Genomic DNA, 18,923 nt, shown 5'->3' on the forward strand with positions numbered 1-18,923 from the left:
CCCATCGCCGGCGCGGTGGTTGGGTAGAGCCATGACCGTGAACCTGAACCGAAAGGGTTACGAGCACGCGCGCAAGCTCATCCGGGACGGCGACGTCGTCCGTGACGAACGCGACGACTGGAGCGAGCACGCACCGGACGCCGCCGAGGAGAATCGCTTCGTCGACAAGAACGGCTGGGGCGAGTTCTCCGAGTGGCACCTCGGCGTCGACGACGAGGCGAGCGAGGAGACGAAAGGGCGTTTCTCGTTCCCGTACGGCGACTTCAAGAAGATCCACCGCTGTGCGGTGATCTCCGCGGAGAGCCGGGCCAGCCAGCACAACCACGACGATATCCGAAAGGTATTGGGCGAGCTCATGGAGCTCATCGACGAGGAGAAGAAATGACACACCACGACCGAGAAGAAGAGCACGCCGACGACGAGCAGCAGTCCGAGCAGCAACCCGACTCGCAGAAGTCCGGCGAGCCGTCGAAGCAGGAGCACCACAACGCGCAGACCGAGGAGGACACCGCATCCGGAGGTCCCGCCTAGCCATGGAGGACGAGTTCGCCATCGTGCGCGTGCCGGAGCGCAACCGGTTCGAGATGCACGAGGGCGACACGATCATCGGCATAGCCGCCTACTCGCTCAGCGGCGATCGGGTGACTTTCACGCACACCGTGATGGATGACCGGTACGGCGGCCGCGGCCTCGGTTCCCGGCTGGCCGAGTTCGTGTTGAACGACGCGGCGGGCAGCGGCAAGCGGATCGTCCCGGAGTGCTCCTTCATCTCCGCGTACGTGCGCAAGCACCACGACTGGGACGAGTACCTGGAGTCGGCGGGCACCGAGTCCCGGTAGCCCTACGGCTTCGGCGCGAACTGCGCCTCGAACAGGCAGAACGGATGCCCATCAGGGTCGAGCATGACCGTGTGGCTGTCGCTGGGTTGGTAGTCGGCTTCAACCGCGCCCACCGACTTCGCCCACTCGACGCCGACGCTGAGGTCCCGCACCGCGATGTCGAGGTGCGTCATCTGCAACTGCTCGCCGGGCTGTGACGGCCACACCGGCCGCACGTAGTACTGCTCGACGTGGAAATGGATGCCGGTGCCGCCGCCCTCTGGACGGATCATGATGAAGTCTGGGGAACTGTGCACGACCGTCCATCCGGGCAGCATCCGGAGGTAGAAGTCGGCGAGCTTCCGCGGCTCCGGGCTGCTGAGCACCGGGCCGGCCAGGCGCATATCCGGTTGTTCCACTGCACACCTCTCTCGTGCTGCGATTGTGGACGAACCGCCCGCAAAGCGTGGAACTCTCACGGGCAGGCCACAGGTTGCGCCCATATCGTGACGAACATAGTCGCTCTAGCGAATCGAGGTGGATTCCGTGGATACGAGCACCATCATCTGGATCATCGTGGCGGTCGTTGTCGTTCTGGTGATCATCGGCATTGTTGCGTACCTGGGCCGCAAGCGGCGCGACGAAACCAACCGCCAGCGAGCGACTGAAATGCGTGATCAGGCCGCTGATTCCGACCTGATCGCCCGCGAAAGGGAGGTCGCCGCATCGAGGGCGGAAGCGGAGGCCCGCCAAGCGGAACTCGACGCAGAGCGTCTGCGCCGAGAGGCTGCACAGCGCCAGCAGAGTGCCCAAGAGGTCCGAGGAGAGTCGACCGAGGCCGCACGCAAGGCGGACGAAATCGATCCGGATGTGAAGTCTGGTGGACGGCATCGGGATGATTCAGTCCCGGAATCCTCGGGCACGGACCGTCTCGACGACACCGTGCCGGACCAGCACGACACAGTGCGCCCTGACACGACGCGCCGCGACGATCCACGGATGTAGCGATGTTCGGCATCGAACCGATCGTCCTCGTCCTCAGTGGAATCATCGCAGTCGTCGGCGTCCTGCTGCTGATGGCTGTTTGGGCGCTGATTCGCAAACCACGCAAGCGCTGACTCCTCGCCGGTCGAGCGGCCGAGCGTGATGCCCCACCTACCGTGCCCGCCGCCGACGAAGACGCGCGGCGACCGACCGGATTCGAGGAGAGAGGTGTCCGCCGACGCGGTTTCGAGGATCGTCGATGAGTGCGAGGGTAATAGCTCCTCGAATCCCGCTCGCTTTCGCAGTGACGACGATGCCGAACTCGACTTATTCACTTGTCAGCGGCGCTACCACGATCGTGACCTGCAACCCAGCGAGCGCATCCCGAACCGCCGGCTTCGTCTTGCCGCAGCCGTTGCGTGGATAGTGTACGGGCACGAATTCGCCGGACCGGGATTCGAGCCAGAGGGCGGGCACAATCTCCATGTCGGCCGTGCACGCGAGCCCCGCCGATGGCACGTCATCCGGAGCGGCAAGAGCATTGAGCAGCCGGGTCAGGTCGCCTTCGAGACGTTCGACTCGCCAAACGACCTCGCCGCCAGCGGCGTTCTCCGGCGTCTCGACGTTAGGTGGGGGACCGCCCTCTGACCAGAACTCCAATGGCACGGGCTCACGGTCAGGCGCGGGGGAGAGGGTAAGTTCCAGGGAGCAGCGAAGTGCAGCGACCGCTTCGAACCCGTCCGGGACGCGGCCAGGCACAGCAACCGACCGACCACCGCGACGGTCTTGCCGGGTCCGGCCTGCGCGGCGACCGCGCCGAACCACCCGGTTCCCAAGACGTCGGATGCGGCGAGCAGGCCCCGTTCTTGGGCTTCGGTAGGCCGCGTCGGAATGGCGACGAGCGTGCCGTCCGCGAGAGGAACCCGCAGCCGCTCCGCCTGGGTGCCCATCCGACCCATGCCGACGGCGTGGACGCAGCGGCTCTGGTATCCGGCTTGGCAGATCTCGCAGGTGTTGTCGGAGGCGAAGAACGATCCGACGACGAAGTCGCCGACCTTGATTGTCCCGACCTGATCTCCGACCTCTTCGACCACGCCCACGTACTCGTGCCCCATCGGGATCGGCCACCTGGGTTTGTCGGCGCCCCGATACGGCCAGAGGTCAGAGCCGCAGATGCACGCGGCGGTCACGCGGATGATCGCGTCGGTGGGTTCCCGGATGCTCGGATCTTCGCGCTCTTCGACCCGAACATCGCCGGGGCCGTACATGACAACACCGCGCATCGTGATCCCTTCGTTCCCAGGTTGCCCTCACTCTCGCAGACACGCACGCGGCACGGAAGTAGGGCTCATCGGCCGTCGTTCGGAGATTGGGGCGATCCTGACCGAGGACTTGTTGCCCCACCAGCACTGAATCGAGGAGGTTTTGCCGCAGAGACGTCGATTTCTCCTTGATTGCTGCCCCGGGCATCCGTATTACCTCGATGATCTGAACCCTGCCCGCTTGGCCTGCGCGTGGATGTCGACCCGCCGCCAGGGGGAGGGTTTAGACAAAACGTGCCCGTCTCAGACCGCCTGCGACCTCGCATCATCAAGCACTAGCTCGAGCAGCATCCGCAGCGCGTCGCGATCCACACCCGTCAACCGTGTGAAGTAAAGGCACACCTTGCTCGCACGATGGGGGCCGAGCCGAGCTAGAAGATCGGGCCAACGCTCCGCAAAATCGTTGGGCATGTAGATCGTATGTTCCCTGGGACCGGATGCGAAGGCGAGCAGGGGAGCGCGACCCCCGTGGCCGCTGTCGTAGCGGTACTCGTACTCTCCGAAACCGATGATGCGGCCCGCCCACACGACCGGTTGCTCGCCGCTGACGTCGCGGAAGATCGCGAGCAGTTCGTCCGCCTCGGCGCGCCGTGGGCCGGTGGCGCGGTCCAGCACCTCCGCGACCGGCAGGTCGGACGGTGACATCGCTGGCTGCTTCGTTGCCATGGTTTCCTCGCTATCTTCCGGGACAACCAGCGTACTGCGGCGGGGTAGATCTAAGGCGCGTAGCGGACTGCAACCTCGCGCGTCTTGCTACTGCATTTCGAGCAGGATTCCACCGATCCCCGCGACTGTTGGAAACGGAAGAACCCCCGGCCACAAGTAGCCGGGGGTTCATGCACTGTCTCAACCAGTACCCGCCGGCCAAAGCCGGAAGTCTGCGTCCACGCTACCTCGGATCGCATCCAGCAACGAAGATGGCAGTCGTCAGCTGCCGCGGTTCACGCCGCTTCGCACACCCGCTTCAGGTCGACCAGGTCCTGGTGCAGCGCCTTCTTGGCCGCACCGACAAACAGCGTCCCGATGATGCCGGATAGGCGGGCGCCGAACGTGAGCGGGACACCCTCGAACGTCATGTCGACTCGGGTACCGCTGCCTTCCGGAGTGAATCGGTACTCGGTGCGGTAGTGGGCACCACGGGACTCAGCTTCGGCAACGTAAGACGCGTCCTGTTCGTACGCCGTGACCCACATCTCCTCGGTCGCCTCTTTGCCGAACATGGTGCGGGTCTCCCGCCACTTGGTGCCAACGTTGAGTTGCGATGCCCCGGAGAGCACCTCGACCTTGGTAATCGCGCCGATGTTGGCCGCCGCATTCTCGAGGTCGCAGAACACCCCGAACACCCTCGAGCGGTCGGCATTGATGCTGATGCTGTCCTGGATCTTCATGGTTCTCCTCTGCGATTCCACCGTTGTGGCGGGACAAGACTGTGCCAACCGTATCGGGAATGGGAAGCGGCCCGGTGGTCGACGTTCTCGAGAGCGGCGCAGCGGTCGCCATGTCGATGAGACCATGTGCTGAACGGATAACTCCCGCAGCTGAAAGAGGAAGTGTGTTGGTCGAAATAGAGAGCGTGCCAATTCGGCGCCTGGATGGCTCACACTTCGCGGTCCAGTGGCGGGCGCCTTCCACACCGAGGGCTCCGGTGTATGTCGTTGTTCCGGCGATGGGGGTCGGCGCTCGTTTCTACCGCCAGTTCGCGGATGCGCTAGCCGAGAACGGGAGCGGTGTCGCTGTCACCGAACTGCGGGGGCACGAGGGGATGCAACCGTCGATCCCCGGGCGTCGGCGGGACTTCGGATACGCGGATCTGGCGGATGACCTCGATGCAGCGATAGAGGAAGTTCGGGAACGCGCTCCCGGTTCACCGGTGGTTGTCTTGGGTCACAGCCTGGGTGCCCAGGTGGCGTGTGTCAGCGTCGCACGCGGAGGTGCGACCGTAGATGCTCTGGCGTTCGTTGCCGCGGGGTCGGTTCACTGGCGACTCTGGCCACTTCGCTACCTCGTCGCCATTCAACTATTCGCTGCCCTCGCCGCGGTTGTCGGCCATTTCCCCGGGCGTCTTGTGAGCTTCGCGGGAAGGGAAGCGCGCGGTGTGATGCGCGACTGGGCTCGCCTGGCGCGCACCGGCCGGCTCACGTACGGCCGACCTCCTGTCGACGCGGGCCAGTCACTAGCGGTCCTCGAGTTGCCGGTGCTGGTTCTCTCGTTGCACGGGGACACATTGGCCCCGCAGCGCGCCGTGGGCGGGCTCGCGGCTCTCCTGCCGAGCGCCCGGGTTACCCGCCGTCATCTGGTCTTGGATGCCGGCAAGCGGCCGCACTTCGGTTGGGCGAGCCGACCCGATGCTGTCATCTCGGAGCTGGAGGACTGGTCGTCCACGTGGGTTCAGCTTCCGGACTCAGTCTGAAATCTCCGCGACGCGGCGAACGGATGCCCGCGGCTCGGTGTTCACCGTGAGCTGGAAGATGTCGCTGCGGGAGTAGTGGCCGGTCACATCCAGGTCGTACTGGCCGCGCACCTGGTCGGCGAGATCGATGTCCGCCACCAGCAGTGCGCTCTCGCCGTAGATCGGGCCGGCGAGAACCTCGCCGAGCGGCGAGACGATCACGCTTCCACCGCGGATGAGTTCGGTCTCCGGATCGTTGCCCTGCACCGCCTCGTAGTCGTCTGGACAATCAGCGCGGGTCAGGTACTGGCAGGCGCTGAGCACGAACATCCGCCCCTCGTAGGCGATGTGGCGCATGCTGGACTGCCAGATCTCGCGGTCGTCCACGGTTGGCGCGCACCACAGCTGGATGCCCTGCTGGTAGGTCGCCAGGCGCAGCTGGGGCATGTAGTTCTCCCAGCAGATGGTGGCGGCGTACCGGCCGGCGGGGGAGTCGAAGACCTCCAGGGTGGAACCGTCACCCTGCCCCCAGATCAGGCGCTCGCTCGCGGTTGGCATCAGTTTGCGGTGTTTCCCGACCAGCGAACCGTCGGCACCGATGTAGACGGCCGTGCAGTACAGGGTTCCGCCATCGCGCTCGATGACGCCGACGACAATGGTCATGCCCGCGGATGCTGCCAGTTCACCGATCTCTTCAGTCTCCGGGCCGGGCACGCTGATCGCCGATTCGGAGTAGCGCAGGAAGTCATCACGTCCTTCCGGTGTGCGCGAGCCGACGACGGCTCCGAAATTCAACCCCTTCGGATAGCCGCCGATGAAGGCCTCCGGAAACACCAGGAACTCGACCTGCTTCTCGGATGCCTCCGCGACGATGTCCCGCAACCGCTGCATGGTCGCCGGGGTGTCGAACACTCGCGACCCGATCTGGGCTACGGCAACTCTCGTCATTGATGCGTCCTTCCGCTGGTGTCTGCTGCTTCTGGTCAGCGTACTGAGTATTGAGGCGGGGTCCGCGCCGCCAGCCGCGCAACCGCATCCGCACCTTCGAAGCTTCTCCTGTCCAGCCCAAGAAGCCGTGCAACTGGGGGCTTCAAAGCGAGCAAAAGACATGGTAGCTTCTAACGTTAAAGTTCGCTGTTATTAGAAGCCCTGGCCAATCCAGGCCTGTCGCCTTCTAACCCGTAGAAAAGAGAAACCATGTTCACGTTAGCCACCGTCCAACCGGAAGACCCTCCAGACAAGAACCGACACCGGGAGACGCGCGCCGCGGCTCAGCTGGCCGGGACGCCCATGCGAGCCGTGCGGACACGACTGTTAGCGGTGCTCGCCTCACTCGCCCTCATGGTGGTTGCCTCGCCAACGACGGCAAGCGCGACCACGAACACCATCGTCGACACGGGATGGCAGCAGTTCACGACCCAGGGCGGCGTGGGCGGCGGCACAGTCGACGGGCCGTACGTCTTCGAGACCACCAAGCTGACGAAGGTGACGGTCACCGACTCGTTCTGCCACGGCGATGAGTTCTCCGTCTTCGACAACGGCGTGCTCATCGGTACCACTGCCGAGATCCCTGCAGAGCTCCGCACGTGTCCGACCCGTTTCTACTTGTCGGCCATTGCCCGTGCCGACATCTCGATGACCGACCCGACGTTCAGCCAGGGCACCTTCTATGTTGGTCCTGGATCGCACTCCTTGGAGTTTGTGAACAAGGCCATCTGGAACGGCATCGACAGCGGCTCGGATGCCTTCTTCCGGCTGGAGACCGTATCGCTGACCAAGGCGGACTGCATGGCCGGTGGATGGGAGAGCTTCGGCACGCTGTTCAGCAACCAGGGCCAGTGCGTCTCTCTCTCGAACGCGTTGCAGCACCTGACCGCTGCCAACGTCGGGACCGTGACGTTCGAGGCGTCTCTGTTCGGCACTCTTGCTCGTGGCCTGACGCCTCCCGACCCGAGCTGGCACAAGTGGGTGGGCCCCTTCGCTCATCCGACGAGCTACGAGGCGAGGAGGACCGTGCCGATCACTCAGGCGGCCGGCAATGAAGTGTTGACGGTCACGGTGCCGGTCTCCCTGTCCGGTGCTGGTGCTGGCGACGCCGCGGTTGCTACCGTCACCATGACGATGACGCCTCAGGACCGATTCTTCTCTTGGATTCCGGTTGGACAGTACGGTTCTCTCGGGAACAGCGCGTGGGAACTCGTTGGAGATCCCACCGTCTCGGACCCATCCATGGTGACGACCTGGACCTTCCGCTCGACCGCACCGCTGACCCGCGGAGCAGCCTACGACCCGATCGTCATCTCGTTCAACGTCGGGGATAACAGCACCTTCAACAACGTCGTCTACGACTTCGGCCGCCCGCACACTGCCACCGTGTCGGTCACGGCGGATGGCTACGCGACCGGCACCGGCTCGGGATGGTACCTGCCGGAGAAATGACGGACGCGGATCCCGCGAACCGAACCGATAACTAGCCCGGCCCGAGGCGAACGCCTCCGGCCGGGCTTTGTCTTGCGTCGGAGCGATTGCGTCGCAGGCGACTCACCGTTCGCGGAGGTTCAGGTTGAGGACCTCGTCCACATACAGCATCGGATCCTGAGGCGACGGACCACGGGCGGGATTGAGGTAAAACACATCGTCGACAGTGATACCAAACCGGCCGGCCACCTCCGGGAGCAGGTCGTTCGGGGCAACGGTGTAGGTCACCGGGCGGCCAGTTGCATCGAAGACCACTTCGCCGCTCGCGCCACCCCGGATCCCGTCGTCGACGAGAGTGTCGAGGTAAGGACGCAGGGGGCCGAAGGTCCACACGAGCGGGGCGCGGGCCACGACTAGGTTGATGCAGTGGCTGCTGCCATCCGCTTGGGTCATTGTCGTCAGGACGATCTCGCTGATGAATGTCGGGTCGCCGCGACCCAACGACAAGGGCATGATCAGCGGGTCGGTCGGGGTGCCCGCGACGATGTCGGTGAACGCAAACGCGTGACTGTCCACGCAGGGGTCCCCTTCTGAGTCGCGGAGCGGTGCACGCACGCCGAGCCGCTCATGGGTCGACACGAGGTCGCGGAGCACGAGTTCGGCAAGGTGCCCGGTCACGACCACGTCGACGGCGCCCGTCGTGGTCCCATCAGTCGAGTGAAATGTGCCCGACGCGACCAGACCCTGGGGAATGCGCTGCGGCTTGGCGGTCGGCAGGGCGGTCGGCAGGGCGGTCGCCACCGGGGATTCCGTTGCCCGAGCTGGTGCATCCCCGAGGGCGCTGCAGGAGACCAGCAGCACCGCGACAAGGGACATTCCCAATACTGCGCGGCTTCGTGTCATGCGCCGCCGGGACTCTACCCTGGCCAAACCGGAGGGCACTTCTCTTCGAGGATGGTCGTCCGGTCTGGGTCCGAAGTGTCAACGCTGAAGTAGGGGTTCCATCCGGCATGGGGCCAGTTGTCGACGAAGTATTGTCGGCTCGGTGGCGCGTCGATCTCATGCCCCTCCTGCTCCAGGCATGGGGTGAGCTCGGTCACGAAGTAGTCGTGTATCTGCCCGATCTGATCTTTCGTTGCGATCGGGTAGAGCGATGGGTCGATCGGGTACATCACATTGCAGATGTACTCGGCGACAGCCACCTGCTCGGTGTACCCATTAAGAAACTCGTAGCCACCGCCGTTCTCAGCGAGGGCTGCCTCGACACCCTCGTCCGACAGGCAATCGACGATGGTTGCCATGTATGCGTCGTGTTCAGGTGTGCGGATGTAATGGACATCCGGTCGGGTCGCGTCAGGGAATCTGACCAAGACTTTCTCCCATGCAATGTCGGCGGCCAGATCCATCGCGTTGAACGGTTGGTCAGACGACGGGGTTGCAGGTGGCGATGGCGGAGATGCATGCGTGTCGTAAACGGTGCAGGCGGTCAGCAGGAAAAGTCCGGCACAAGTCGTGGCAAGAAGCAGCGCAACCCGATCGAACGTACGGCGCTCCCGCTTCGCTGTCGAAGCAGTCTTACGCATGGAAAGTGCTGACATCCGCTCACCCTACTGTCCTGGCGAACGATTGGACAGATGTGTGGGTCGTAGCAGCCAGGATTGTGCGAGGCCGCCGGCCGCTAGGTGCCGGGCCCAAAGAGGTTCGCAGGCTGTTGCGGGCACTTCTCATTGATCGCGATCCAGTCGTCCTCGTCACTGGGCGGTAGATCGGAGAATGGGGACCACGGGTCAGTCAGATATCCGTCACGAAACACCTGCCACGACGGAGGTTCGCTGATCGCATGGCCCTCGGCCTCAAGACAGGGGACAAGCTCGAGCACGTAATAGTCGTAGAGGTAATACATCTGGTCCTCGGCCAAGGGAACCAAGTAGATCGGGTCGATCGGGTAACGCACCGAGCAGACATAGAAGGCGATCGCCTGAGCCTCACCCTGCTCAGGTGGGATGAGCTCGGCGTGGATACCCCCATCGGGCCGCGCCGTAACCTGGAAACCCTCACCGACCATGCACGTTGACCGACCGTTCCAGCGCCTCGGCCTCGGGCTGTGTCAGTATGAACCATGCGTGAGGGTGACTCCATTACCGGCCGGCGCTCCGGTCGCTGGGTCCGGTGGGTAGGCGTGACGGTGGCTGCCCTGGTCGCGGGGGCCGGGATCGGCTGGGCGGGAGCGACCGTGCTCACCCCGGCGAAGGATGTCCTCGAGTCCACGTCGTTCACCCATGTCGAGGTGGTGCCCGGCGAGGTGGGGTCGAGCATCAACCTGAACACGGTGGCGGAGTGGACGCCGGTCCCGATTGGCACGAACCAGGCATCCGGCACGGTCACGACGGTGGAGGTCACCGCCGGTGACGAGGTGACCCACGGGTCGGTCTTGTACACGGTGAATCTGCGTCCGGTGGTGATCGGGCAGGGGGCGGTGCCGGGGTTCCGGCCGCTGGCGCGCGGCACCGATGGTGCCGACACCCAGCAGATGCAGGGTCTGCTGGCGGCGCTCGGGTTCTTCAAGGGGACTCCGGATGGCAAGTTCGGTGCGGCGACGGATGCTGCGGTGCGGGCGTGGCAGAAGAGCCTGGGCATCCCGAGGGACGGGGTTGTGCAGCCCGGTGACATCGTGTTCGTGCCGAGCCTGCCGACCCGGGTGGCGCTCGACACCGAGGTGATCCACCGTGGGGCGAGCCTGGCCGGGGGAGAGGCGGTCGTGCGCGGGTTGTCGGTGGAGCCGGCGTTCACGGTTCCGGTGAGCGACAACCAGTCGGCGATGATGCCGAACGGCACCCGGGTTGAGATCGTCACCGATGCCGGCACCTGGGAGGCCTTCGTCGTGGATCGGGTGACCGACCCGGCATCCGGCACCGTGGTCAAGCTCGCGGACGTCGACGGTGCGTCGATTTGCGGCGACGACTGCGCGAGTCTCCCGGTGACCGGGCAGACGCTGCTGCGATCGAGGATCGTGACAGTGGAGACGGTGCAGGGGCTGGTGGTGCCGAGCGCCGCGCTGCTGTCATCGGCCGGTGGTGCGGTGTCAGTTGTCGATGAGGCGGGCCAGTCGCATCCGGTGACGGTGGTGACCAGCGCCCGCGGGATGTCGGTGATCGAGGGCGTGGCGGCGGGTGTCCGAGTGCGCGTGCCGGCGTCCGAGGGCTGAGATGGCACTGCTCGAGGCGCGCGGGATCAGCTTCGGCTACGGCCGCGGCGTGCCGATCCTCGACGGCTGGGACGCCCGCTTCGAGGCCGGCGAGGTGGTGGCGATCACCGGCCCGTCCGGTCGCGGCAAGTCGACCCTGCTCTACCTGCTCGGGCTGATGCTCGCGCCTCGCGCCGGGCAGGTGCTGGTGGACGGGGCGGACGCCGCCTCCCAGCGCGACGCGGCACGCGCCCGGATGCGGGCCGGCCTGTTCGGATTCGTGTTCCAGGACGCCGCGCTGGATGCCACCCGCACCGTGCTCGACAACGTGATCGAGACCGCCCTCTACCGCGGTCAGCCGCGGGAGGAGGCGAAGGCGCGGGCGCTGGAGCTGATGGCCCAGTTCGGGGTCGACCTGCGCGCCACCCACAAGCCCGGGCAGGTCTCCGGCGGGCAAGCGCAGCGCATCGCGCTCTGCCGGGCACTGCTGAACCGGCCCCGGATCCTGCTCGCCGACGAACCCACCGGCAACCTCGACCAGGACTCAGCCACCGTGGTGGTGGACGCGATGCGCTCCCACGCCGTCTCCGGATCGACAGTGATCGTCGCCACCCACGACCCCGCCCTGGTGGCCCGCTGCGACCGGGTGATCCAGCTATGACCCGGTGGTGGGCGGTGGTGCGCGAGGCGCTGGCGTCCGCGCTCAGCCAGCCGGTGGCATCCGTGGTCACCATCGTGATGGTCGCCGGGATGTGCGCCACCGTGCTGCTCACCACCGGTCGCACGGTCGGCGCCGAACAGGCGGTCATCGGCACCATCGACTCCGCCGGCACCCGCTCCATCGTGGTGCGCGCCGAAGCCGACGCCGGGCTCAACACCGGCGTGCTCGACCGGCTGGCGAACCTCGACGGCATCGAGTGGGCCGGCGCCTTCGGACCCGCCCGGGACACCCAGAACACCGCCTTCGCCGACGGCACCCGGGTGCCGGTGCGCCTGGCCTGGGGCGACAACCTCAGCGACCTCGGGCTCGCCGCATCGCCGGTGGCCGACCGGTCGGCGTTCGCCTCCACCGCAGCGCTCACCCAGCTCGGGATGCCGGATGCCGCCGGCGGCATCGCCACCGTCGACGGCGACCAGTTCGCGGTGATCGCCGAGTTCGCCGTGCCCGACTACCTCAGCTTCCTCCAACCGCTGGTGATCGTGCCGCAACAGCGCGGCCCGGACATCGCCGAGCAGCCGGTCAGCGTGCTGGTGGTGATCGCAGAACGCCCGGACCTGGTCGCCCCGGTGTCGGCAGCAGTTCAATCCGTGCTCGCGGTCGACGACATCACCAAGGTCACCCTGTCCACCAGCGAGAGCCTCGCCCAACTGCGCGCCATCGTCGAGGGCCAACTCGGCAGCTTCGGCCGCGGACTCGTGATCGTGATCTTCGCGCTCACCGCGGTGCTGGTCGCCGCCATCCTGTACGGGCTGGTGATGCTGCGCCGCAAGGACTTCGGCCGCCGCCGCGCCCTCGGCGCCTCCCAAAGCCTCATCGTTGCACTGCTGCTGACACAGATCGGCGCACTCGCCCTGGTCGGGGCGGTCGTTGGATGCGCGGCCGCGGCGATCGGGCTGGCGGCATCCGGCGACCCACTCCCCGGCATCGCATTCTTCGCAGCCGTCGCAATCCTGGCCATCGTCACCGGGCTGGTCGCCGCCCTTGTGCCCGCACTCGCGGCAGCCCGCCGCGACCCACTGAAGGAGCTGCGCGTCCCATGACTCTTCCGGTCTCTCGCTCGCGCTCCGGACATTCGCGCCGGTTGCGCAGGGCGCGGATGTCCGGACGTGGCTCATGGGGTGCAGCAGTGTCCACCGCTGTCGGCGTGGTTTGTGCTCTTGCGCTGTCCGGTTGTGCCGACGCAACCGAGCCTTCACCTGAGCCAACCGAATCGCTGAACCAGGACCTCACGCCGGTCGAGGAGCAGTTCGTCAGCAAGTACCTCGATTACGCGTGGCGCAACGTTGTCAGCATCCATCCCGACGCGATACGCCCCGAGGTGGACCGAGTTCGCCTGATCGACCAAGCCGACTGGACAACGATCATTCCCGACTGCCTAGCCGAAATGGGGCACCACGTCGTTCCGGACGAGCTGGGCTCGTGGACGGTCTACGGGGGGCCAGAAAGCGAACCGTACTTCCTCGCCTTCTACACGTGCGAGGCGATGTATCCGGTGCATCCGAAGTACAACGCGCCAATGACCGATGCAAAGATCACGCAGCTGTACGACTACTACCTGAACTCACTCAAGCCCTGCCTTGAAGGCGAGGGTTATGAGGTGCCGCCAGCCCCAAGCCTGCAGCGCTTCCAGGAGACATATCGCACAGATGGCGGTTGGTTCATCTATGCCGGTGTTGCGGACGCCGCTGTCGGCCCGGACGAACTGGCGCGCATCAACCGGGTCTGTCCGCAAGTTCCGGACAACTTCATCGGGTGACCTCACAGAGTGGGCACCGCCTATGAGTGAATGCCAGATTGCCTCGCCGAGTCCGGAGGAGAGATGATCCGATCGATCGGCCCGATTACTGTTTTACTTCTGGGGACAGGCTCCCCGTCTGGGTGCAGCGAACCGTCCGTGACGTCGCCGGCTAGCTCGAGTGCTCCCTCGCCACCGGACCCGCTGAGCAAGTCACCGTTAGGTGACCTGCTGTACCTCTGCCTCAGAGACCACGGCTGGGACGTGACCATTGATTGGGATGGTGGAGTTCTCGCGGACAGCCGCACGATTCCCATCGAGCAGAAGCCGCTATACGAGGAAGATGCTGATGAGTGCATGGCCGAGATTGATGCCATGCAGGTTCTGGACGACGATGAGAAAGAACGCCTCCACGACGCAGAGGTGCGGACACGAGAATGCTTGCTCGACCATGGCCACGAGATCCCGCCGGCACCGACACTTCAAACATACGTTGAGACGTACAACACCATGCTCTGGGCTGCGTGGAGCTACGTAGATCTCAGGAACATGGACGAAGACACCTACCGTCAACTGAACGAATCCTGCCCTCAGCCCCAATGGTCTGCAGGAGTCAGCGGCTGAGCGAAACCAGCACTCTCAGTCCAGTCATTCCATCGACGTCGCTGCAAGGGCACTTGGCGGCGAGCCGACGGCGACGACACGCGCGGTGCGGACAGCCGCGCCAGTTGCGCGGGGCGCGGATGTCCGGAAGTGCAGCGGAACTGGCCGCCGCGTGCGAAACCACCGTTGAATAACGGGGTTTCCGGAGTAATTCAGTCTTGTGGGAGGTTCGGACAATCCATTTCTCCCCATGGGCACTGGGCAGTTTCCAACGGTTCCAGGAAGCATTTCCACGTAATAACCTCCCGAATTCCACACGACTTTGCGCTTACCGATGATTCTGGGCCTTCGGCCCCCATCCACCGGCGGAGTTGTGGCTCGGGCCTCGGAGCCTAGGCGGTGAAGGTACTCACCACCACGGAGGCGCGGGGGCGGATGAAATGGCGCTTGCTCGGTCATGTGCCGATCGCTCGGCTCCCCGGGACGGCGGAGGGGAACGGCTTGCTCACGTCAGGGGTCTTCCGCTTGCGGACCGCCCTTGGTCAAGAGCCTAGAGCGTCTGCGGGGGCAAAATTGCGGTCGCTATACGGCCAAGAATCGCCGTTTGATCGTCAATACCTTTGATCCCGGAGCGGCTCACCGTCGGCGGCCCGAGCTGCCGCCGGAAACCATCGCGGCCGCAGCGCCAAACTTGGTGGCGCCGTCGGAGCCGGCTGCACGACGCGAAGCCACAGTGGGCGCATGTAACGAGACATCTAGACGGGCATCAAGACTCGTGCCGCGTATACATCGATCGCCTTGAGCCCAGGTTGAAGCGCCTTGACAGTCGCGAGTTCGCTCGATCCGCTTGGCCACTGGGAAGCCCCGATCAGACCAGAGGAATGGGCAACGTCCCCACGTGATGCCCCGAATGCATCCATCTGATCCATGAAGGAAAGCGGAAACCACACGTCTCTGTACCCCAAAGGTCCGAGCAGGGGGCGAAGGTTGGATGCCTTCACCCCGCTGTTCAACTTCAACTTTTTTCGATGACTTCTTACCGCTGATTCGAGTTGAATCTTCTGCACGAGTTGGATGGACGCGCTAGAGAACATCGGATAGGACGCCTCAGACGCATTTCGCTTGTCACTTAACTTCAGCACTGCGTCATAGACAACGAGATGATGTGCTGCATGGGTGATGTGCCCACGTGAGTCGAACATGTTCTCCGACTGCGCAAGGATCCCTTCCACCAGGTCTTCGATGAAGTTCTGGATTTCCGCATGCGCCAGAAGGCGATATGCATGTATACGGTCAACATCGTCCTGTGTAGCAGGCACACCGCCCACGCCCAGGCCCGAAGCTAAGGTGACTAACCGCGCCCTCAGCCGTTGGGCCCTGCGTCCCGTGAATCCTGGCGCCCCGATACTCGCGTCTAGTTCGAGCATGGGGAGTTAGCGGGCAGTCATCCGTTTGGACGCGATAGGCAACCAATGCAAGGCGATATCATCCTGGTTCCACTTGAACCCGATGGCGTCTGAGAGCGCTTCGCCCCACAGGTCGATTCGTCCATTTAGAGCCTCGCTAGTCTTCGTAGTTGAAGTCAGGTACGAGGTAAAGGTGGGATTCGTTCTAGACAGGGTCTCGAAAGCTGCCTTCACGGATTTAGGATCAGCCAGAGCTGCTTCTGCAACCTGGGGCAGAGAGAAATGCCAGGTCATTGCGTCGAAGACCGCCGCGTTGAATCGGGGCATGTACTTCTCCCGCGCAGGGTCATACCGGAGGAAGGCGGCATCGCCGAAAATAGAGAAGGTCGTCTCTACGGCACTGTCGAGTTCTGAGGCGACTATGTCTAGGTTTGGTGCGATCTCATCGAAGTGGTCGTTGCCGCCTTTCAAGACGCGATCCAAGAACTGTTTGAGGTCCCCTCCGTAGTTCTCACGATTCGTTCGAACACCGACGTATCGAAGCAACGTCTCGGCGTCTCGAAGACGGAAATCCGGCTCAGATAGCCGTCGGGCTTGCTGAACACCAGGCCTTCGACCGCTTTCCATATTAACGAAGTTCGTAAACTTGCCCGGGAAAAGCGATTGACGCAACTCGTGAGACGCAAGAGGGACTGCAGCTCGGTTGAGTCTGGAGAAAATCAGATGCAGGAGAGCCGGAGTTCGCCAGTTTCGAACGACAATCGTTCGAACAGGCTGGGACGTGAGAGCTTGGGCATACTTTCGAAGCGCGGCGCTCGCCCGAATCTGAGCAAGATTCAAGCCACGCAGTTCGTTGTCCAGGAGTTCCAATCCACTCAATTTCAACGGCTCTTCGTCTATGAAAAAGCGTCTCAGCGCTGTGAGCCGTTGCTTACCGTCGAGGACGTAGAACTGCCCCGGATGCGCGACACTCTCCGCCAGTACGAGAGGGGGAATCGGTAAGCCCAGCATGAGCGACTCAATAAAGAGACTCTGTCGCGCGGGATTCCATGCAGTGCGTCTCTGGAATGGTGGGTCCGTGACCAGTATCCCGGGTGATTCCGGGTCGTCGGGGTCAGCATCGATCTGACTCACGATCGTGCCGACGGTCCAGTCCAGCGGGTAAATTACCGTGCCTACGACGTCTTCTGAACCTAGCGAGCCGGGATCGTCATAAGAATCCTCGAATTCGTCGTCGGAATCTACAGTGACTTCGAGCTCGCCAGCCTCTGAGCCTGCCATATGCCCCTCTTCTCGTACGGTGACAAGGCTTAGGCTATGCGTTCCGTCGTGGTTCGCCGGCATCCTAGGCGGGGGAGTCGACCGCGTTGCCGAAGGACACGACACATGTGTCGGCGACACACGTACGGTTGGACGTACGCTGTAAGGCCGCCCTTTCGAGAATTGCCTGCCATCCACCTTGGTGGCATATGTGCTGTTATCGGCATCACGTTGCGCGCATGGCATACAGCTGTGGTCGGAGAGGGTCGCCACCCCTGTACTGGGCCGCACGCGCTTCCTTGGGCACGAATAGGGTTCGACCATGGAATGGAAACCCGAAGATCTTGCTGCTTTTCTAAACGCAACCGCACCGAGTCTGACAGGCGGACTCCTGGCGCTCGCGGGCGTCGTCCTCTTGTTCTTCTTGCAACAGAGCGCGGTGCGGCGTTCCGAGCAAAGGGACAGGCTTGAAGCCGCAGCGGAACGTCTGATGGAAACGATGAGTGCTGCACGGCTTGCGTACACAACCAAAAAACCGCCCACCTCTGCGGACGTTCAGGACATGCTGGTGAAGTCCTGGCGTTTTGCCTGGCTGCTCAAGAAAAGAGAACGACCTGTGGCTGACTGGGCATGGGAAATGCTCTGGACGGTGCTTCGAGAAACTAAGGGAAGCAGCGCCGAAAGGGATGCGGAGCTCATCAAGATGTTCGCTACCGTGATGACGCGCCTGAATGATTGGCGAGTGAAGTCAAAGAAGGTTTCTTGGTTCAAAAAGGACCTAGAAAGGCTAAAGCTCGAAGCAGCGGGACAGTGATCCTCCTCGACTGCTAGCTGCTCTCCTGGTCCGCGCCACGCGAAACCAGACACACTATTCCAACATTATTGCGGCGACAAACTTCTCTCGCTGGCGTTGATAGACAATGACCTTCGGCTGCGCGTCGCGCATGTATGAACGCCCGATCTCAATCGCTGCAACTGCTGGGGCGACTGCCACAAGGTGGATTGTTAGTAGCTTTGGGAAGGCGGCTTCAACTCGCGCGAAGGCGTCTCGCCACGCTGTCGCGAATGCCTCAAGGGCATCGTGGGTAGAAAGCACGTTCGGCCCGAACGTGTCTTCCGGAGTTACCTCGACGCGCGGCATCGCGGCGAGTCTTGGTGGTAGTTCTTCAAGTCGAACAGGTGCCGTGATACCGACGGTGAGCAGGATTTCGGTTGAGTCGCTCGAATCGCCATCGGTAATCCTGGTGTCGAACTTCGGAGTGGAGTCGGTGATTTCCGGCCACATCCATCTGGAATCGTCGTCTCGCCGGGAAGGGGCGAATATCTTCACGGATGTCTTGTCGTCGAGTTGATAACCGAGAAGGACCAAGGTGGGGATTGGCCCGATGGCGAAGACGCTGATCGTGTCGACACGCGCCAGGGCCGCATCACGCTGGACTTTGTCGACTTGGGTGGAGACGATTTGCTTCGTTCTGTCCCAGGTTGTTTCCCAGGTCTCAGGATCCGGAAGGTCGATATCCACTGTGGCGTCTCGGGAGTCGTCTGCCCCATGTGTGAGCCCGGAGACCCTCAGTGCTTCTGCCATCTGGCGGTCGGATGCCCGAGCGAACGATCCGCGCACTGACGACCCCATACGGAGAACGAAAGTCGGAGCGAGCGTCGCAAAATTCGTTGCGGAGCGCACGCGGCTCTCATGCTTCTTCTTAACCGCTGCGAGCATGTCCTGGTTGTAATGCTCGGCAAGCCCTCGTGAATCTACTTTTCGATGGCATGTGTGGCAGAGCAGGAGCAGATTCGGCTCAAGAGCGCGCGCCGGCAAATCGAGATCAGAATCTCCCCGAGGAGAGCCCTTCGCGTTTGTTGCGCCGACATTGTGCGCCACTTCGCCCACGAGAGTGGTGTGAAAAAACGAGGTCTCCCCGATCAAGTACTCGCAGCAGATCACGCAGCGGCCCGCAGCCTTGGCCCAAACCTTAATCTTCTCCGATTCCGAAACGGCTACGCGCACTGAGCTGTCGCGAACAGCCTCGTCTCTTGAATCTGTCACGTCACTCCTTTATGTCAGTGCTCCACAGTAGCGTTG

The 18,923-nt window shown here is 63.6% G+C and carries 22 protein-coding genes and 1 pseudogene; 12 read left to right on the forward strand and 11 right to left on the reverse strand.

All coding sequences use genetic code 11. From position 1 onward, the window contains the following. Positions 1 to 31 precede the first annotated feature (31 nt). The 3 genes from IRG63_RS06590 to IRG63_RS06600 are packed head-to-tail and all read left to right on the forward strand — an operon-like array spanning position 32 to position 839. On the forward strand, positions 32 to 385 hold the full coding sequence (locus IRG63_RS06590; protein WP_168627223.1) for a hypothetical protein: 354 nt from the start codon (positions 32 to 34) through the stop codon (positions 383 to 385). Next, a complete protein-coding gene (locus IRG63_RS06595; protein WP_168627222.1) occupies positions 382 to 531 on the forward strand; it encodes a hypothetical protein in 150 nt (49 codons plus the stop codon). The genes IRG63_RS06590 and IRG63_RS06595 overlap by 4 nt, the downstream gene beginning before the upstream one ends. Positions 532 to 533: 2 nt before the next feature. Further along, entirely contained in the window at positions 534 to 839 is a 306-nt protein-coding gene (locus tag IRG63_RS06600; protein ID WP_193509604.1) for a GNAT family N-acetyltransferase, read from the forward strand. Between the two features lie 2 nt (positions 840 to 841). On the opposite strand, the gene IRG63_RS06605 is transcribed toward IRG63_RS06600, so the two are convergent. After that, the gene (locus tag IRG63_RS06605; protein ID WP_349236182.1) at positions 842 to 1,237 is read right to left on the reverse strand and encodes a VOC family protein; all 396 of its coding nucleotides are present in this window, start codon (positions 1,235 to 1,237) and stop codon (positions 842 to 844) included. A gap of 127 nt (positions 1,238 to 1,364) precedes the next feature. Between IRG63_RS06605 and IRG63_RS06610 the strand changes: the two genes are divergently transcribed. After that, the gene (locus IRG63_RS06610) at positions 1,365 to 1,823 is read left to right on the forward strand and encodes a DUF6479 family protein (RefSeq protein ID WP_193509605.1); all 459 of its coding nucleotides are present in this window, start codon (positions 1,365 to 1,367) and stop codon (positions 1,821 to 1,823) included. A 704-nt stretch (positions 1,824 to 2,527) separates the two neighbouring features. Here IRG63_RS06610 and IRG63_RS06615 read toward each other — a convergent pair. The 3 genes and pseudogenes from IRG63_RS06615 to IRG63_RS06625 all read right to left on the reverse strand — a co-directional run. Then, positions 2,528 to 3,085 (reverse strand): annotated as a pseudogene (locus IRG63_RS06615) (alcohol dehydrogenase catalytic domain-containing protein); the annotation flags it as partial. Positions 3,086 to 3,367: 282 nt separating this feature from the next. Next, entirely contained in the window at positions 3,368 to 3,790 is a 423-nt protein-coding gene (locus IRG63_RS06620; protein WP_168627214.1) for a DUF1801 domain-containing protein, read from the reverse strand. Positions 3,791 to 4,065: 275 nt separating this feature from the next. After that, positions 4,066 to 4,512 carry an SRPBCC family protein gene (locus IRG63_RS06625; RefSeq protein ID WP_193509607.1) on the reverse strand — a complete coding sequence of 149 codons (447 nt, stop codon included), beginning with the start codon at positions 4,510 to 4,512 and terminating at the stop codon, positions 4,066 to 4,068. A gap of 257 nt (positions 4,513 to 4,769) precedes the next feature. On the opposite strand from IRG63_RS06625, the gene IRG63_RS06630 reads away from it, so the two are divergent. Then, complete coding sequence (locus IRG63_RS06630; RefSeq protein WP_168627212.1) at positions 4,770 to 5,534, forward strand: alpha/beta fold hydrolase; 765 nt, start codon at positions 4,770 to 4,772, stop codon at positions 5,532 to 5,534. Here the strand turns inward: IRG63_RS06630 and IRG63_RS06635 are convergent. Continuing rightward, positions 5,526 to 6,461: a carbon-nitrogen hydrolase family protein gene (locus tag IRG63_RS06635; protein WP_168627211.1), complete on the reverse strand. Its 936-nt coding sequence runs from the start codon at positions 6,459 to 6,461 to the stop codon at positions 5,526 to 5,528. The two genes, IRG63_RS06630 and IRG63_RS06635, sit on opposite strands and share 9 nt — an antisense overlap. A gap of 249 nt (positions 6,462 to 6,710) precedes the next feature. Here IRG63_RS06635 and IRG63_RS06640 point away from each other — a divergent pair, with 249 nt between their 5' ends. Then, complete coding sequence (locus IRG63_RS06640; protein WP_193509608.1) at positions 6,711 to 7,952, forward strand: hypothetical protein; 1,242 nt, start codon at positions 6,711 to 6,713, stop codon at positions 7,950 to 7,952. Between the two features lie 102 nt (positions 7,953 to 8,054). Here the strand turns inward: IRG63_RS06640 and IRG63_RS06645 are convergent, their stop codons facing one another. The 3 genes from IRG63_RS06645 to IRG63_RS06655 all read right to left on the reverse strand — a co-directional run bounded on the left by IRG63_RS06645 (position 8,055) and on the right by IRG63_RS06655 (position 9,996). Further along, complete coding sequence (locus IRG63_RS06645; protein ID WP_193509609.1) at positions 8,055 to 8,732, reverse strand: LysM domain-containing protein; 678 nt, start codon at positions 8,730 to 8,732, stop codon at positions 8,055 to 8,057. A gap of 116 nt (positions 8,733 to 8,848) precedes the next feature. Then, entirely contained in the window at positions 8,849 to 9,529 is a 681-nt protein-coding gene (locus IRG63_RS06650; RefSeq protein WP_193509610.1) for a hypothetical protein, read from the reverse strand. An 80-nt stretch (positions 9,530 to 9,609) separates the two neighbouring features. Beyond that, positions 9,610 to 9,996, reverse strand: coding sequence for a hypothetical protein (locus tag IRG63_RS06655; protein WP_193509611.1), 387 nt, complete (start codon positions 9,994 to 9,996; stop codon positions 9,610 to 9,612). Positions 9,997 to 10,116: 120 nt separating this feature from the next. On the opposite strand from IRG63_RS06655, the gene IRG63_RS06660 reads away from it, so the two are divergent. The 5 genes from IRG63_RS06660 to IRG63_RS06680 all read left to right on the forward strand — a co-directional run bounded on the left by IRG63_RS06660 (position 10,117) and on the right by IRG63_RS06680 (position 14,195). Further along, the gene (locus IRG63_RS06660; RefSeq protein ID WP_370566194.1) at positions 10,117 to 11,136 is read left to right on the forward strand and encodes a peptidoglycan-binding protein; all 1,020 of its coding nucleotides are present in this window, start codon (positions 10,117 to 10,119) and stop codon (positions 11,134 to 11,136) included. 1 nt (position 11,137) lies between these two features. Continuing rightward, on the forward strand, positions 11,138 to 11,776 hold the full coding sequence (locus tag IRG63_RS06665) for an ABC transporter ATP-binding protein (RefSeq protein WP_168627204.1): 639 nt from the start codon (positions 11,138 to 11,140) through the stop codon (positions 11,774 to 11,776). Next, on the forward strand, positions 11,773 to 12,876 hold the full coding sequence (locus IRG63_RS06670; protein WP_227411904.1) for an FtsX-like permease family protein: 1,104 nt from the start codon (positions 11,773 to 11,775) through the stop codon (positions 12,874 to 12,876). Before IRG63_RS06665 ends, IRG63_RS06670 begins: the two co-directional genes overlap by 4 nt. Positions 12,877 to 12,962: 86 nt before the next feature. Beyond that, on the forward strand, positions 12,963 to 13,592 hold the full coding sequence (locus IRG63_RS06675) for a hypothetical protein (protein WP_193509612.1): 630 nt from the start codon (positions 12,963 to 12,965) through the stop codon (positions 13,590 to 13,592). Between the two features lie 243 nt (positions 13,593 to 13,835). After that, positions 13,836 to 14,195: a hypothetical protein gene (locus IRG63_RS06680; RefSeq protein ID WP_193509613.1), complete on the forward strand. Its 360-nt coding sequence runs from the start codon at positions 13,836 to 13,838 to the stop codon at positions 14,193 to 14,195. Between the two features lie 734 nt (positions 14,196 to 14,929). On the opposite strand, the gene IRG63_RS06685 is transcribed toward IRG63_RS06680, so the two are convergent. Next, positions 14,930 to 15,493, reverse strand: a complete 564-nt coding sequence (locus IRG63_RS06685) for a hypothetical protein (protein ID WP_193509614.1) — start codon at positions 15,491 to 15,493, stop codon at positions 14,930 to 14,932. Between the two features lie 114 nt (positions 15,494 to 15,607). After that, a complete protein-coding gene (locus tag IRG63_RS06690; RefSeq protein WP_193509615.1) occupies positions 15,608 to 16,861 on the reverse strand; it encodes a DUF262 domain-containing protein in 1,254 nt (417 codons plus the stop codon). A gap of 301 nt (positions 16,862 to 17,162) precedes the next feature. On the opposite strand from IRG63_RS06690, the gene IRG63_RS06695 reads away from it, so the two are divergent. After that, the gene (locus tag IRG63_RS06695) at positions 17,163 to 17,654 is read left to right on the forward strand and encodes a hypothetical protein (RefSeq protein WP_193509616.1); all 492 of its coding nucleotides are present in this window, start codon (positions 17,163 to 17,165) and stop codon (positions 17,652 to 17,654) included. A gap of 54 nt (positions 17,655 to 17,708) precedes the next feature. Here the strand turns inward: IRG63_RS06695 and IRG63_RS14055 are convergent, their stop codons facing one another. After that, positions 17,709 to 18,887 (reverse strand): SAVED domain-containing protein, encoded by a 1,179-nt coding sequence (locus tag IRG63_RS14055; RefSeq protein ID WP_193509617.1) that lies wholly within the window; start codon positions 18,885 to 18,887, stop codon positions 17,709 to 17,711. Positions 18,888 to 18,923 lie beyond the last annotated feature (36 nt).

Source organism: Cryobacterium sp. BB736 (assembly GCF_014980265.1).
Lineage (GTDB): Bacteria > Actinomycetota > Actinomycetes > Actinomycetales > Microbacteriaceae > Terrimesophilobacter.

Bases quoted from the DNA above. Each gene is read 5' to 3' on its own strand.
- IRG63_RS06625 (WP_193509607.1), bottom strand. From the start codon at position 4,512: ATGAAGATCCAGGACAGCATCAGCATCAATGCCGACCGCTCGAGGGTG.
- IRG63_RS06595 (WP_168627222.1), top strand. From the start codon at position 382: ATGACACACCACGACCGAGAAGAAGAGCACGCCGACGACGAGCAGCAG.
- IRG63_RS06635 (WP_168627211.1), bottom strand. From the start codon at position 6,461: ATGACGAGAGTTGCCGTAGCCCAGATCGGGTCGCGAGTGTTCGACACC.
- IRG63_RS06640 (WP_193509608.1), top strand. From the start codon at position 6,711: ATGTTCACGTTAGCCACCGTCCAACCGGAAGACCCTCCAGACAAGAAC.
- IRG63_RS06590 (WP_168627223.1), top strand. From the start codon at position 32: ATGACCGTGAACCTGAACCGAAAGGGTTACGAGCACGCGCGCAAGCTC.
- IRG63_RS06650 (WP_193509610.1), bottom strand. From the start codon at position 9,529: ATGTCAGCACTTTCCATGCGTAAGACTGCTTCGACAGCGAAGCGGGAG.
- IRG63_RS06690 (WP_193509615.1), bottom strand. From the start codon at position 16,861: ATGGCAGGCTCAGAGGCTGGCGAGCTCGAAGTCACTGTAGATTCCGAC.
- IRG63_RS06670 (WP_227411904.1), top strand. From the start codon at position 11,773: ATGACCCGGTGGTGGGCGGTGGTGCGCGAGGCGCTGGCGTCCGCGCTC.
- IRG63_RS06600 (WP_193509604.1), top strand. From the start codon at position 534: ATGGAGGACGAGTTCGCCATCGTGCGCGTGCCGGAGCGCAACCGGTTC.
- IRG63_RS06695 (WP_193509616.1), top strand. From the start codon at position 17,163: ATGGAATGGAAACCCGAAGATCTTGCTGCTTTTCTAAACGCAACCGCA.
- IRG63_RS06665 (WP_168627204.1), top strand. From the start codon at position 11,138: ATGGCACTGCTCGAGGCGCGCGGGATCAGCTTCGGCTACGGCCGCGGC.
- IRG63_RS06655 (WP_193509611.1), bottom strand. From the start codon at position 9,996: ATGGTCGGTGAGGGTTTCCAGGTTACGGCGCGGCCCGATGGGGGTATC.
- IRG63_RS06620 (WP_168627214.1), bottom strand. From the start codon at position 3,790: ATGGCAACGAAGCAGCCAGCGATGTCACCGTCCGACCTGCCGGTCGCG.